Genomic DNA, 13785 nt, shown 5'->3' with positions numbered 1-13785 from the left:
GCCCGGTCGGGGAGCCGGCGGGGGGCCCGGGGGACCGCGCCGCGTGCTGATCCCGCGCGGAGCGGTTGCCCCTCGTGCCGACACGTGGTGCCTGCACACCCGGCGTCAGGACCGCCGTCTTCGGGTCACGTCGGTCCGTCCTCGGAGGGAGTGCAGCCGGGTCCATACCCGGCGGTCTCGAGTGTACGACCTGGTGGTCGTCGTGCACAGGGCGGCGGGTCAGTCCTCGCCGTGCTCCACGGGGTGTGGCTGGTCCGGAGTGACGGGCAGGGTGCCGGTGTGGACGCTGTCGATGCGGATGCTCCCGGTGTGCACGCCGCCCGCACCGGCGCGCTGCCCGGGGCGACGCAGCAACCGGGCGGCACCCGGACGGACCGGTCGCGGCGTCCGTCCCCGCCCGCGGCCGCGCCGGAGCAGCGAGGCGAGCTGGGACTGCGGCTGCCAGTTGCGGCCGTTCGGCAGACCCCAGCCCCAGCGGACGGCTCCCCAGCGCAGCAGCAGCGACAACACGACGGCGGCGACGATGCCGATCGTCGGGGAGCCGAGCGCGGACGCCCCGACCATCACGGCGGACGCAGCGACGGCGACGGAGGCGTAGAGGGCGTTGCCGCCGAACACCGCGGGCACCCGGCGCAACAGCAGGTCGCGCCCGACCCCGCCGCCCACCGCGGTGATGGTCCCCATGATGATCGCGGCGGGCCACTCGAGCCCCGCGTCGAACGTGCGCTGGACCCCGACCACCGCCCAGAACCCGATGACGGCGGCGTCGAGGAACGTGAACAGCCGGTCCCACCCGCGCTCGGAGAACGACACGAAGAACGCGACCAGCGCCCCGGCCACTGCGACCGGGACGTAGAGCGGGTCGGTGAGCGCGACCGGCGGTCCGTCCTGCAGCAGGACGTCGCGGAGCATGCCGCCCCCGAGTCCCGAGACGAACCCCACGACGAGGAAGCCGAACAGGTCGAAGTCCATCGACCGTGCCACCGCGCCACCGAGCAGTGCGGACGCGAAGACCCCGGCGAGGTCCAGCACGTTCGTCACGGCGGCGAGGCCGTCCACCGTCAGCAGGTTCATGAGGACCATCAAAGCGCACGCGTCCTCCGCTGGCGGTTCGTGCGCCGGTTAGGTTAGCCTCACCTTCGTCATGCTCGCCACACTCGTCATCGGTCTCCGTGAAGGCCTCGAAGCCACCCTGATCGTCGGGATCATCGCCGCGTTTCTCCGTCGGAACCGCGTGCCCCTCGGCCCGATGTGGACCGGTGTCGGCGTCGCCGTGCTCCTCAGCATCGCCGTCGGGCTCGGGCTGCAGGCGGTCGAGCAGGCGCTCCCGCAGGCGCAGCAAGAGGCCATGGAGGCGCTCATCGGCATCGTCGCGGTGGTGTTCGTCACCGGGATGATCGTCTGGATGCGGAGCCACGCTCGGCACCTCGGCCGCGAACTCGAGGCCAGCGCCTCCGCCGCCCTCGGTCGCGGCACCGCGTGGGCACTCGCCGGCATGGCGTTCCTCGCCGTCCTCAAGGAGGGCTTCGAGACCTCGGTCTTCCTCCTCGCGACCTTCCAGGCGTCGAGCGACACCGGACCGGCCGCCGTCGGCGCGGTGGTCGGCATCGCGACGGCGGTCGTCATCGGGTACGGCATCTACACCGGCGGCGTCCGGTTGGACCTGGCGAAGTTCTTCACCGGCACGGGTGTCTTCCTGGTCTTCGTCGCCGCCGGACTCGTCCTCACCGTGCTCCGCCGTGCGCACGAGGCCGGCTGGGTCGTGATCGGACAGCAGCGCACCGTCGACCTCGCCTGGCTCGCCCCGAACGGGTCCGTGCGGGGCGCCCTGGTCACCGGCGTCCTCGGCATCCCGCCGGACCCGCGGGTCGTCGAGGTGCTCGGCTGGGTGCTCTACGTCGTCCCGGTCCTGGCCCTGTCGCTCTGGCCGCGCCGCTGGAAGCCGTCGGTCGTCCGCGTCCCCGCCGTCCGGATCGCTGTCACGTCCGGCCTCGTGGTCGCGGCGTTCGCGCTCGCCGTCGCCGTGCCGACCGGTCACCCCGACGTCCCCGCGACTGCCCGGGTCACCGGCGACGCCTCGTCCGTCACCGCACGGGTCTCCGGGTCCTCCGCCAGCCTCCGCGTCGGTGGCAGCAGCACCGGCAGCACCGGCCGGGAGGCCCGGATCACCCTCCCAGCATCGGCCCACCGCCGCGTCGTGCGCGCCGGCACCGCGACCGCCCGGTGGCGCCTGACGTCGGACCGCGCGCCCTCGGACGCAGCGGACACCGACCAGCCCGCCACCCTGACGCTCGACGACCTCGTGCAGCTGTTCGGCCGGATCCCGGTCGGCATCTCGCCGAGCAGCGCGCCGGGGCCGTACCGGGCCTCCTGGGCGACCCGCGACACCGTGACGCTGTGGAGCGCCGACGGCGGCGTGGTGGACGCGAGCCGCGTGGAACGCTCGGTGCTCACGCTGACCGGTGGGGGCCTCCCGACCGCCCGGACCAGCACCCTCGACCGCACCGTCTGGGCCGTCCCGCGCGCCACCGTCGACCGGACGACCGCCGCCCTGGCGGCGGACCGGACCCACACCGCGGAGCTGGCCCTCTGGACCCGCTGGCTGCCCCTCGCGCTCGGCATCGCCGCCGCAGCGCAGGTGCTGCTCGCCCTCCGGGACCGCCGTCGCCTCGGCCTGCCCGACTCGACCGTCCCCTCGACCACCCCCACCCGTGGCCCACCCGTCACGGCGACCGCAAGGAGCACCGATGCCGTTCGGTAGAGCGACCACCGTCCGACCCCTGACCACGCGGGGGCGCCTCGTCACCCTCGGCGCGCTGGGTGCCGTCGCGGCACTGGCCCTCACCGGCTGCGCGAGCAACGGGACCGCCGCGGGCGACGCCACCGAGACCTCCGGCAAGGTGGCCCGCGTCACCGTCACGCTGACGAACGACGGATCCGACCGCTGCGCCGTGAGCAGGAGCAAGGTCGCCGCCGGCCCCGTGACCTTCACGGTGGAGAACCAGTCGTCCACCGCGATCACCGAGGTCGAGCTGCTGCAGGACCAGCGGATCCTCGGCGAGAAGGAGAACCTGGCGCCGGGACTCGACCCCGTCTCGTTCACCGCGACCCTCATCGGCGGGAAGTACCAGGTGTACTGCCCGGGCGCGGAGCACGAGCTCACCGACCTGACCGTCACCGGCTCCGTGAAGTCGACCGCGAACAGCAGCGCCGCGAGCCTGCTCCGCGACGGCACGAAGGGGTACGCCGAGTACGTCGACGGCCAGGTCGCCGACATGGTGACCGCGGTCGACGAGCTCAAGAGGGACGTCGACGCCGGGGACCTGGCGGCCGCGAAGACCGCCTACGCGAACGCCCGCCCGTACTACGAGCACGTCGAGAGCGACGTCGACGGGTTCGTGAAGCAGGGCCACGAGGCGACGGACAACGCCGGCAACCTGGACTACCTCATCGACATGCGCGCGTCGAACGCCGATCCGGCCGTCGGCTGGAGCGGCTTCCACGCCGTCGAGCGCGACCTGTTCGGGAACGGTGCGATCACCGCCGACACCAAGCGGTACGCCGACGACCTCGCCACGAACGTGCACCTGCTCGCGAAGCTCGTGCCGACCCTCGACTACAAGCCCGAGGACCTGGCGAACGGGGCCGCGGGCCTGCTCGAGGAGGTCCAGTCGAACAAGATCACCGGCGAGGAAGAGGCCTACAGCCACATCGACCTCGTCGACCTGGCCGCGAACGTCGAGGGCTCCCGCCAGGCCTTCGCGTACCTCAAGCCCGGGCTGACCAAGGTCGACCCGGCGCTGACGAAGCAGATCGCTCAGCAGTTCGACGCCACGAACACGCTCATGGACGGGTTCCGGAACGCCGACGACCTCGGCGGGTTCGACAGCTGGGACGCCGCCACCCGAGCCGCACACGCGAACGCGATCTCGCAGCAGGTCCAGGCGCTGCAGGACCCGCTGTCCCGGCTGGCCGAGAAGGTCGCCACCGCGTGAGCGACAGCGACGACCGCAGCACGGGGGAGGACGAGACCCGTGGAGTCTCGCGGCGAGGACTGCTCGGCGCGGGACTGGCCGTCGCCGGCGCCGGTGCCGGCGCGGCCGCCGGCATCGCCGGTTCAGCGGTGGCGAGCGGCGTCGACCCGTTCGTGGCGGCGGCGAACGGCGACGAGTCCGTCGACATGTCCCGCAGCCACCCCTTCTACGCGACGGCGGCCGGATCGCCGCAGGGCGGCATCCGGACCGACCCGCAGCGCCACTGCGTGTTCATGACCTTCGACCTGACCCTCGGCACCGCGACCGAGCTGCAGGTGCTGCTCGCCCGCTGGTCGGCCGCGATCGCACAGCTGCAGGCCGGGCAGACGATCGGCAGTGTCGAACCCACGCACGGGGACGGCGTCGGGGCGGACACCGGCGAGGCGCTCGACCTCGGGCCCGCGTCCCTGACGGTCACGGTCGGCCTCGGCCCCGGGGTCTTCGACGAGCGCTTCGGGCTGGCCGGCAAACGTCCGGCGGACCTGGCCGAACTGCCGTCCCTGCCGAGCGACCGCTTCGAGTCCGGGCTGACCGGCGGCGACCTGTCCCTGCAGGCGTGCGCCGACGACCCGCAGGTGGCGTACCACGCGGTCCGTGACCTGGCCCGGATGGCCCGGGGGAGCGCGACGGTGAAGTGGACCGTCCTCGGCTTCGGTCGGGCGTCCGCCGGACCCACCCAGGCCACCCCGCGGAACCTGATGGGCTTCAAGGACGGCACCCGCAACATCACCACCGACGCCGACCACGACCGCTTCGTGTGGCTCGACGAGGACGCCGACTGGATGGTCGGCGGCACGTACCAGGTGGTCCGGAAGATCCGGATGAACCTGGAGATCTGGGACGCCGACGTCGTCAGCGACCAGCAGCGGGTCTTCGGCCGGACGAAGGTCACCGGGGCACCGCTCTCCGGCGGTCAGGAGCACACCACCCCGGACTTCCAGGCGACCGCGCACGGCGAGCCGGCGATCGACCCCCGCTCGCACGTCGCCCTCGCCGCGCACGAGGCGAACGGCGGCGTGAAGATCCTGCGCCGTGGGTACAACTACACCGACGGCCTCAACCAGTACGGGCAGCTCGACGCCGGACTGCTGTTCGTGGCGTACATGAACGACCCGGACCACTTCACCCGGCTGCAGCGGAAGCTCGGCGCCTCCGACCGGCTCAACGAGTACATCGCACACATCGGGTCGGCGGTCTTCGCGGTCCCGCCGGCACCCCGCAAGGGCTCGTACATCGGCGAGCAGCTCTTCCGCTGAGCACGGCACCGGTGACCGCCAGGAGGTGAGAGGGGTGTCCTCCGCCGTTTCCCTGGAGGCGGAGGACACCCGCGACGCGGGGTCCGATCGGGCGGAACCACCGTCCGGCGACCCGGCGCGGCGCATCGCGCGTGGCGACCGGTGCAGCGTACCGCGATGACATGCGGAAACTGCCCGTGCTGTCCGAGAGCGGCTGCCGGACCACGCAGGAAGGCGCCGCCCTCCAGTCGGCTGCCGGAGGACGCAGGACGGGCCCGCCCACCGGTCGGTGGACGGGCCCGTCGGTGAACCGCGAGGCCGGGAGGCGCGTCAGCCCTCCGAAGGCTCGCCCACGTCGTGCACGGCACGCTTCCGGCGGACCACCAGCAGTGCGGTGAGCCCGGCGAGGAGCAGCAGCCCGGTCGCGATGGCCGGTGCCGTGAGCTCGGCACCCGTGTAGGCCAGGGCACCACCGTCGGCCGCGCCGATCCCGCCACCGGCGATCGGGACGACACCGGGGCCGGTGCCGCCGAGGCCGGTGTCGCCGGAGCCCCCGTCACCACTTCCGGGGACGGGAGTCGGCGTCGGGTCGGAGCCGTCGACGGGCTCACCCGGACCGGTGCCGGGATCGGGGACGACCGCGATCGGGACCGTCACGGCCAGCGTGATCTGCTGCCCGTTCGGCAGCTCCACGATGAGCGGCTCGTCCGAGGTCTCGACGGCCGTGGCGGCCAGGCGGGACCCAGCCGACGGCGCTGCCGGCTCCGCGGGCTGGGCGACGCCCGGCTCGGGGACCGTGAAGGTCAGCGAGGCGCGACCCTGCTCGTCGGTCTTGTCGACGACGGTGGTGTCGATCGGGCTCGTGGCGAGCACCTGGTCCCCGGCGGAGACCGAGACGTCACCGCTCTGGTCACCGGCGTTGCTGAACACCAGCGAGGACAGGTCGACCGTCACGGCGTCACCGGGCTGGAAGCCGCCCTCGGGGACCGGCGTCGTGCGGACGCCGATCGACCGCTGGTCCATCGGTGGTGCGACGGCGTCGTGTGCCGCGAAGTAGTCCGCCTGCGCCTGCAGGTCGACCTGACCCGAGTCCGCCTTGTTCGTCCCCGCCGCGAACGCCGCGAAGTTGTCGCCACCGGTCGACAGGAACGAGTTGACGGTCACCTTGATCGTCGCATCGAGCGCGATCGGCTCACCGTCGAGGGTCATGCCCGTGATGCGCTCGCCGCGGTCGGCGGACGGGTCGTACGTGTACGCGAAGCCGTTCGAGACACCGAGCTTCAGGAACGGACGTTCGAGGCCGTCCGGCTGCCACTGCTGCTCGAGGGCGTCCTTGATCTGCTGGCCGGTGAGGTCCTCGGTGACCAGGGTGTTCGCGAACGGCTGGACGAGTGCGGCCTCCTTGTAGGAGACGCTGCCGTCCGGGTCGCCGGCACCGCTGGAGGCGTACACGAGGTCGGTGCGCAGGCCGCCCGGGTTCATGAAGGCGATCTGTGACCCCTGGCGTTCAGTGGCCCAGCGCTGCACCTCGGCGATGTTGTTCCCAAGGGTCGACTCGCCGCCGCGGTTCTCGGTCTTGCCGTCGGACTGCAGTGCGCGGCGGAGGTCGCCCGTGATCGTGCCGAGTGGCTCCTTGCCCTTCACGTCGGCGACGGCCTTCGCGTCGGCGACGGTCTTCGTCACCGCGTCGACCGAGGTGGTGTCCTTCGGAGCCGCGGTCGCGGTGTTGAGCGGCAGCACCTCGGCGCTGATGCCGGTGAGCGTGTGGTCCGCGCCGACGGTCAGCTGCAGGTGGCCGTAGTTCATGCCGTACGAGCCGGTCTGGATCACCGGGCGGACGGTGCCGTCCGGGCCGGCGATCTCGTGGTCGTACACCGCGTGGGTGTGCGCCGACACGATCGCGGCGACCTTCGACGACACCTTGCCGGTGATCTGGCCGAAGGCACCGCTGCCGGTGGCGTCGCTGAGTGCGCTCGTGGTGGCGCCCTCGTGCACGAGCAGGACGAGGACGTCGGCCTCGCCGTTGGTCGCGTCGCCGTCGGTGAGCTCGGTCGCGTAGCGGTTGACCGAGCTGACGATCGGGGCCATCGCGAGGCCCTTGACGCCACCCGGGCTGACGAGCCCGGGGATGAGCGCCTCGGTGGTCGCACCGATGAAGCCGACCTTGACGCCGCCCTTCTCGACGATCGACCACGGGGTGAACGCCGGATCGGTGGTGCCGGCCTTGACGATGTTCGCCGAGATGTAGGGCCAGGTGGCCCGGTCCTCGATGCGCCCGGTGAGGTCGTCCTGGCCCTTGTCGAGCTCGTGGTTGCCGATCGCGCTGACGTCGAGGTGCATCTGGTTGAGCACGTCGATCGTCGGGTCGTCGTCCTGCACGAACGAGGTGAACGTCGAGGCGCCGACGTTGTCACCCGCGCTCGTGAAGATGGTGTTCGGGTTCGCCTCGCGCTGCGCCTGGACGACGGCGGCGAGCTTCGCGGCACCGGCGGCCTTGTCAGCCGTGGTCCCCTCGGACTCGATGCGACCGTGGAAGTCGTTGACGTCGACGATGTCGATCGTCGTGTCGCCGGCGGCCGCGGCTGCGGGCGGCAAGGCGATGGTCGGTGCCTCGGCTGCCGACGCCGTGGTCGGGGCGCCGAGGGCGACGAGGACCCCGGCGGTGGCGAGAGCGGTGCCGGCGACGATGCCGCGCCTCCGCCTGGTGGTCTCGGGGATGTGGGACGGGCTCATCGTGTGAGGACTCCTGGTGTGGTGGTTCTGCCCCCGGACGGGGGACGCGACCTGCCGAACCTACGAGGATCCACAGGCGACACGCCAGACCCGGGTCCGCGGCGTCACGTGTTGTTCAACTCCCCGGAACACCGCCGACCCGTGGTCCTGGTCAGTCGCGGCCGAGTGCGCCCTTGGCACGCTCGACGACGTCGGCAGCCATCGCCTTCGCGGAGTCCTTCACGACGTCCAACTCGACGGGGTCGCCCTTGAGCAGGCTCTTCGCCGTGTTCATCGCGTACTCCTTGGTGATGTGCGGCGGCAGCGGCGGGACGCTCCGGCTGACGTACGCGTCGATGAGCGTGACGCCCTGGTGGGCGAAGGCCCGCTCGACGGCGGCCTCGACCTCGTCGTCGCTGTGCACCGCGATGCCCTGGAACCCCAGGAGCTCGGCGTACCCGGCGTAGTCCATCGTCTCGACGTCCTGCGACCCGCGCCACATCGGGTTGCCGTCCTCGGTCCGCATCTCCCACGAGACCTGGCCGAGGTCGTCGTTGTGCATGACCACGATGACGAGTTGCTTGTCCTGCCAGCGGTGCATGTACTTCTTCACCGTGATCAGCTCGTTCATCCCGAGCATCTGGAAGGCGCCGTCGCCGATCGTGCACACCGCCGGTCGGTCCGGGAACGCGAACTTCGCCGCCACGGCGTACGGCATCGCGGCGAGCATGGTCGCGAGCCGGCCGGACATGTCGCCGTGCATCCCGCGGCGCAGGCGGATGTGGTGCCCGTACCAGTCGGCGGTGGTGCCGGCGTCGCAGGTGACCGTCACGCCCTCCGGCAGTCGTTCGTCCACTGCGTGGATCACCCGTCGCGGGTTGACACCGTCGCTGTAGGACACCTCGGCCTGGCGGCCCATCTCGGCCTCCCACTCGCGCATCTCCTCGGCCAGCTGCTCCTGCCAGCCCAGGTCGCTCTTCTGCTCGAGCAGCGGCAGCACCGCGTCGAGTGTCGCGCCGACGTCGCCCCACATGTTCAGCTCGTTCGGGTAGCGCACGCCGAGCTGCTCCGGCTTGATGTCGACCTGGATACCGCGCGCCTGCCCGGCCTTCGGCAGGAACTCGCCGTACGGGTAGTTCGTGCCGAGGAGGACGATCGTGTCGCACTCCTTGATCTGCGTCAGGCTCGGCCGTGAGCCCAGGAGTCCGACCTGCTGCGTGTGGAACGGCACGTCCGAGGGCACGACGTCCTTGCCCCGCAGTGCGGTGATGATGCCGGCCCCGGCCTTCTCGGCCGCGGCGATCACCTGGTCGGTGGCACCACGGGCGCCGGCACCGACGAGGAAGGTGACGCGCTCGCCGGCGTTGATGATCTCGGCCATCTTCCGGACGTCCTCGGCCGGCGGGGTGATCCGGGTCGAGGCCGGCACGTCGCTCGAGCGGGACACCCAGTGCTCGGAACCCGGCGTCGACCACTTCATCGCCTGCACGTCGTGGGGGAGGACGACGACGGCCGGCTGCTTCCGGAGCATCGCGGTCCGGAACGCGGTGTCCACGATGACCCCGGCGGAGTCGGGCGTGGTGATCGTCTGGACGTAGCAGGCGACGTCGGCGAACACCCGCTCGAGGTTCGACTCCTGTTGCGTGAACGTCCCGACGGCCGCCAGGCCCTGCTGCCCGACGATCGCGACGACGGGCTGGTTGTCCATCTGGGCGTCGTACAGCCCGTTGAGCAGGTGGAACGCGCCGGGGCTGGACGTGGCGACGCAGACCCCGACCTCGCCGGTGAACTTCGCGTGGGCGGTCGCCATCAGGGCGGCGATCTCCTCGTGCGTGGGGCGGATGTACTCGACGCCCTCACCGGCACGGTCGGCTTTGCCCAGGGCGCCGTCGAACTCGCCGATGCCGTCACCGGGGTAGCCGTAGACGCGGGTCACGCCCCACGCCTGGATGCGGTCGAGGACGAATTCGCTCACGTTCTGGCTCATGCGCCCAAGGTGCTCGCGCGGGGTCCGCGCGCTCTCAGCGCACGGTCGCCAGCCGGGAGGCCCGCACCACGTGAGCCGGTCCGCCCGCGTGATCCGGACCTCCCGTCAACCCCTCACTCGGCCGCGATCAGTGGCCGCAGCGTGCGGTGGGCGATGCGGAGACCTTCGAGGACCTTCACGTCGTCTCCGCCCCAGAGCGGGTCCTCGTGCTCGACGCTCAGCGTGCCGTCGAAGCCGGCCTCGTAGAGCCGGTCGACGACTCGCGGCCAGTCGACCACGCCGCGGCCGGGCACGCGGAAGCGCCACCAGCCCATCTCCCAGGGGTCGTCGCCCTTGTCGACCTTGCCGAAGAAGCCGTACCGGTTCCGCCGCTCGGGGAACAGCTCGACGTCCTTCGCCTGCGCGTGCACGATGTGCTCGGCGAAGGGCAGGATCGTCTCGACCGGGTCGATGCCGATCCACGTCAGGTGCGACGGGTCCCAGTTCAGCCCGAAGCCGAGCCCGGTGACCCAGTCCCAGAGTTCGGGGGAGTACGCGATGTTGCCGGGGTAGCCGTCCGGGTGCCAACCCTCCATCACGCAGTTCTCGATGACCAGGCGGACGCCGCGCTCACCGGCGTAGTCGAGCAGTTCCGGCAGGACCCGGTCGCCCTCGGCCATGTTCTCGCGGACGCTCTTGGTGTTGTCACGGCCGATGAACGTGCCGACGTAGGGGACCCCGAGGCGCTGGGCAGCGTCGACCGCGTGCTTGAGGTGGGTGCGGACCTCCTCCCGCCGGGCCGGGTCCTGGTGCAGGTTGTTCTCGTAGTAGGCCAGGGCGGAGATCTCGAGTCCAGTGCGGTCGAGCAGCTCCCGCGTCGCCTGGAGGTCCTCGTCGGTGAGGGTCGCCACGGGGAGGTGCGCCGCCTCGAAGTCGCGGCCGCCGGTGCCCGGCCAGACGGCGACCTCGAGTCGCTCGTAGCCCTGACCGCTCGCGAACTCCGCGATCCGGCCGAGGTCCCATCCGGGCAGGCAGGCGGTCAGCATCCCCAGCTTCATCGGATCTCCCTCCAGGCGTGGTCGCCGGCACTGGCGACCACGGTGTCGATGATGCGTGCCGACCGGGCGCCGTCCGCGAAGGTCGGCAGACCCTCCGGAGCGGTGCCGGTCGTGACGGCGGTGTAGGTGTCGGCGACGAAGGCCGCGAACGCGTCGACGTAGCCCTGCGGGTGTCCGGACGGCACGACCGCCAGACGGCGCTGGTCGGGCGAGCCCTGGGACGGGTCGCGGACCACGATCTGGGCGCCGGTCTCGTTCCCGAACCAGGCCGACTCCGGCTGCTCCTGGTCGAAGGCCGCCGACCCGAGGGTCCCGTCGACCTCGAACCACAGCCGGTTCTTCCGGCCCGCCGAGACCTGCGAGATGACGACGTTGCCGATCCGGCCGCTGCCGGTCCGGAAGGTCGCGACCGCGGTGTCCTCGGTCGTCACCTCGGCGCGCTCGGCCGCGTCCCCGATCGGATCGGGGTCCGGGGTACCGGAGAACGACGGACCGGATGCCGCCGGGCGGGTCGGGTAGACGATGTCGGTCACCGCGCTCACCGCGGCGAACTGCTCGGCCATGACGAACTCGACGAGGTCGCACCAGTGCGACCCGATGTCGGCGAAGGCCCGGGACTGCCCACCGGCACCGGAGTCGACCCGCCACGACGACGCGTCCGAGTCGAGCATCCAGTCCTGCAGGTAGTGGCCGTGCACGGCGAGCACCCGACCGAGCTGTCCGCCGACGATCCGGGAGCGGATCTCCCGCACGATGGGGTGGTAGCGGTACACGAACGGCACCGTCGCGACGACCCCGGCCTCGGCCGCGGCCCGCTCGAGTTCGTCGGCCTGCTCGGCGGACACCGCGAGGGGTTTCTCGCAGACCACGTTGATGCCCGCGCGGATCACCGCGAGCGCCTGCGGGTGGTGCTGGTCGTTCGGGGTGCAGATGTGCACGACGTCGGGGCGGTCGGCGATCACCGCGTCCAGGTCGTCGTACCCGCGCTCCAGGCCGAGCTGCTGCGCCACCTGCTCCGAACGCTCCCGGTTCCGCCCGAGCACACCGATGACGTCCGCTCCGGCCGCCCGCGCGGCGCGCACGTGCACGGCGGCGATCATGCCGGTGCCGACGACGGCGACCCGCAGCCGCCCGCCCCGCGCTGGTTCCGCCCGTGGTGGACCGGCCAGCTGCTGACCCACATCGGGTGCGTGGACGTTGCCCTCTGTCGTCATGGTGCTCCCTCGCGCCGTGTCGACGCTCCCGCGCGTCGGCACCGCGACCACCGTACCGGCAGACCCGGTCCTGCTCGGGAACGGGTGAGTACGTTCTGGGGCATGGCGAGCCTCCAGACCACACTGCTCATCCTCGGAGCCAGCGGCGACCTGTCCAAGCGCCTGCTGTTGCCCGGCCTCGCGACCCTCCTCGACGTCAAGGAGGACTGGGAGATCCAGCTCGTCGGCGCCGGTGTCGAGGACATCTCCGACGCCGACTGGAAGCACCTCGTGCACGAGGCGTTCGAGAACGCTCAGGCGTCCAAGAACGAGGAGGACGAGGGCGCGACCGGTGAGACGGCACTGTCCCCGCGCCTCCAGGCCGTTGTCGACGCGTCCTCGTACCGGAAGTCCGACGTCACCGACCCGGACGACCTGAAGGCGTTGCTCGCGGACTGCCGGTACGACCCCGCCATCTACTTCGCGCTGCCCCCGGCGGTCACCGAGAAGAGCTGCGAGCAGCTCGCGCACCTGGACCTGCCCGCGCACACCCGGCTCGCGCTCGAGAAGCCGTTCGGCACCGACGCCGACAGCGCCGAGCACCTCAACGACCTGCTGCACTCGTTCCTGCCGGAGTCGCGGATCCACCGCGTGGACCACTTCCTCGGCCGCTCGACGGTGCTCAACCTGCTCGGTCTGCGGTTCGCCAACCGCATCATCGAACCCCTGCTGTCGTCCCAGCACGTCGCGCGCGTCGACATCGTCTACGACGAGACCCTCGGACTGGAGGGTCGTGCCCGCTACTACGACAAGGCCGGCGCGCTCGTGGACATGATCCAGAGCCACCTGCTCCAGGTGATGGCGGTCGTCGCGATGGAGGCACCGGCCTCGATCGACGCCGAGGACCTCCGCACCCAGAAGGAGCTCGTGCTCCGCGCCGTCCGGCCCTGGGGCGGAGACCCGCTGACCGCCGGCAAGCGGGCGCGCTACACGGCCGGCACCGTGGGGGACCGCTCGATGCCGTCCTACGCGGACGAGGAGGGTGTCGACCCGTCGCTCGGCACCGAGACCCTGGCGCAGCTGAAGCTCGAGGTCGCGAACTGGCGGTGGGCGGGCGTGCCGTTCACGCTGCGCTCCGGCAAGGCGCTCGGCAGACAGCGCCGCGAGATCCTCATCACGTTCAAGGACTCCCCGCACGTGCCCGACGGTCTGACCGGAGCGCACAAGCCGGACCGCCTGTGCATCTGGATCGCGCCGGACGAGATGCAGCTCGAACTCAACGTCAACGGCCCCGGCGACCCGTACACGATCGACCACACCGCCATGGAGGTCACCTTCAACCCCGGACGGCTCAGTGCCTACGGCGAGGTGCTCGCCGGGGTGCTCGAGGGCGACGCGACGCTGTCGGTCCGCGGGGACAGTGCCGTGCAGGGGTGGAAGGTCGTCGAACCGTTCCTCACCGCATGGCGGGCGGGCGACGTGCCGCTCGACGAGTACGTGGCGGGGTCCGGCGGGCCGGACGACTGGGACAACGTCGACGCGTAGGCACAGACCTCCCGACACCGGGCAGGCGTAGCGTGCGTCGAC

At 71.8% G+C, this 13785-nt stretch carries 9 protein-coding genes; 4 read left to right on the top strand and 5 right to left on the bottom strand.

Annotated features, from left to right (window positions below):
• Nucleotides 1-219: 219 nt before the first annotated feature.
• Complete coding sequence (locus DEJ31_RS16440; RefSeq protein WP_110904541.1) at nucleotides 220-1074, bottom strand: trimeric intracellular cation channel family protein; 855 nt, start codon at nucleotides 1072-1074, stop codon at nucleotides 220-222.
• A 70-nt stretch (nucleotides 1075-1144) separates the two neighbouring features.
• On the opposite strand from DEJ31_RS16440, the gene efeU reads away from it, so the two are divergent.
• From efeU to DEJ31_RS16425, 3 genes are read left to right on the top strand one after another with little or no spacing between them, the layout of a single operon-like run.
• Nucleotides 1145-2761: an iron uptake transporter permease EfeU gene (efeU, locus tag DEJ31_RS17680; RefSeq protein WP_111122410.1), complete on the top strand. Its 1617-nt coding sequence runs from the start codon at nucleotides 1145-1147 to the stop codon at nucleotides 2759-2761.
• Entirely contained in the window at nucleotides 2748-3995 is a 1248-nt protein-coding gene (gene efeO, locus DEJ31_RS16430; protein ID WP_111122409.1) for an iron uptake system protein EfeO, read from the top strand. The genes efeU and efeO overlap by 14 nt, the downstream gene beginning before the upstream one ends.
• On the top strand, nucleotides 3992-5290 hold the full coding sequence (locus DEJ31_RS16425; RefSeq protein WP_111122408.1) for a Dyp-type peroxidase: 1299 nt from the start codon (nucleotides 3992-3994) through the stop codon (nucleotides 5288-5290). The genes efeO and DEJ31_RS16425 overlap by 4 nt, the downstream gene beginning before the upstream one ends.
• A 309-nt stretch (nucleotides 5291-5599) precedes the next feature.
• Here DEJ31_RS16425 and DEJ31_RS16420 read toward each other — a convergent pair whose 3' ends face one another.
• From DEJ31_RS16420 to DEJ31_RS16405, 4 genes are all read right to left on the bottom strand, one after another.
• Nucleotides 5600-8002 (bottom strand): bifunctional UDP-sugar hydrolase/5'-nucleotidase, encoded by a 2403-nt coding sequence (locus tag DEJ31_RS16420; protein ID WP_111122407.1) that lies wholly within the window; start codon nucleotides 8000-8002, stop codon nucleotides 5600-5602.
• A 151-nt stretch (nucleotides 8003-8153) separates the two neighbouring features.
• A complete protein-coding gene (locus DEJ31_RS16415; RefSeq protein WP_111044023.1) occupies nucleotides 8154-9968 on the bottom strand; it encodes a thiamine pyrophosphate-requiring protein in 1815 nt (604 codons plus the stop codon).
• 113 nt (nucleotides 9969-10081) lie between these two features.
• Nucleotides 10082-11005, bottom strand: coding sequence for a sugar phosphate isomerase/epimerase (locus DEJ31_RS16410; protein WP_111122406.1), 924 nt, complete (start codon nucleotides 11003-11005; stop codon nucleotides 10082-10084).
• Nucleotides 11002-12219, bottom strand: coding sequence for a Gfo/Idh/MocA family protein (locus DEJ31_RS16405; protein ID WP_111122411.1), 1218 nt, complete (start codon nucleotides 12217-12219; stop codon nucleotides 11002-11004). Before DEJ31_RS16405 ends, DEJ31_RS16410 begins: the two co-directional genes overlap by 4 nt.
• A gap of 102 nt (nucleotides 12220-12321) precedes the next feature.
• On the opposite strand from DEJ31_RS16405, the gene DEJ31_RS16400 reads away from it, so the two are divergent.
• Nucleotides 12322-13743: a glucose-6-phosphate dehydrogenase gene (locus DEJ31_RS16400; RefSeq protein WP_110904472.1), complete on the top strand. Its 1422-nt coding sequence runs from the start codon at nucleotides 12322-12324 to the stop codon at nucleotides 13741-13743.
• Nucleotides 13744-13785: the final 42 nt, after the last annotated feature.

The sequence above is a fragment of the Curtobacterium sp. MCPF17_031 genome (assembly GCF_003234035.1).
Classification (GTDB): domain Bacteria; phylum Actinomycetota; class Actinomycetes; order Actinomycetales; family Microbacteriaceae; genus Curtobacterium.
This window is presented reverse-complemented; position numbering and strand designations above follow the sequence as displayed.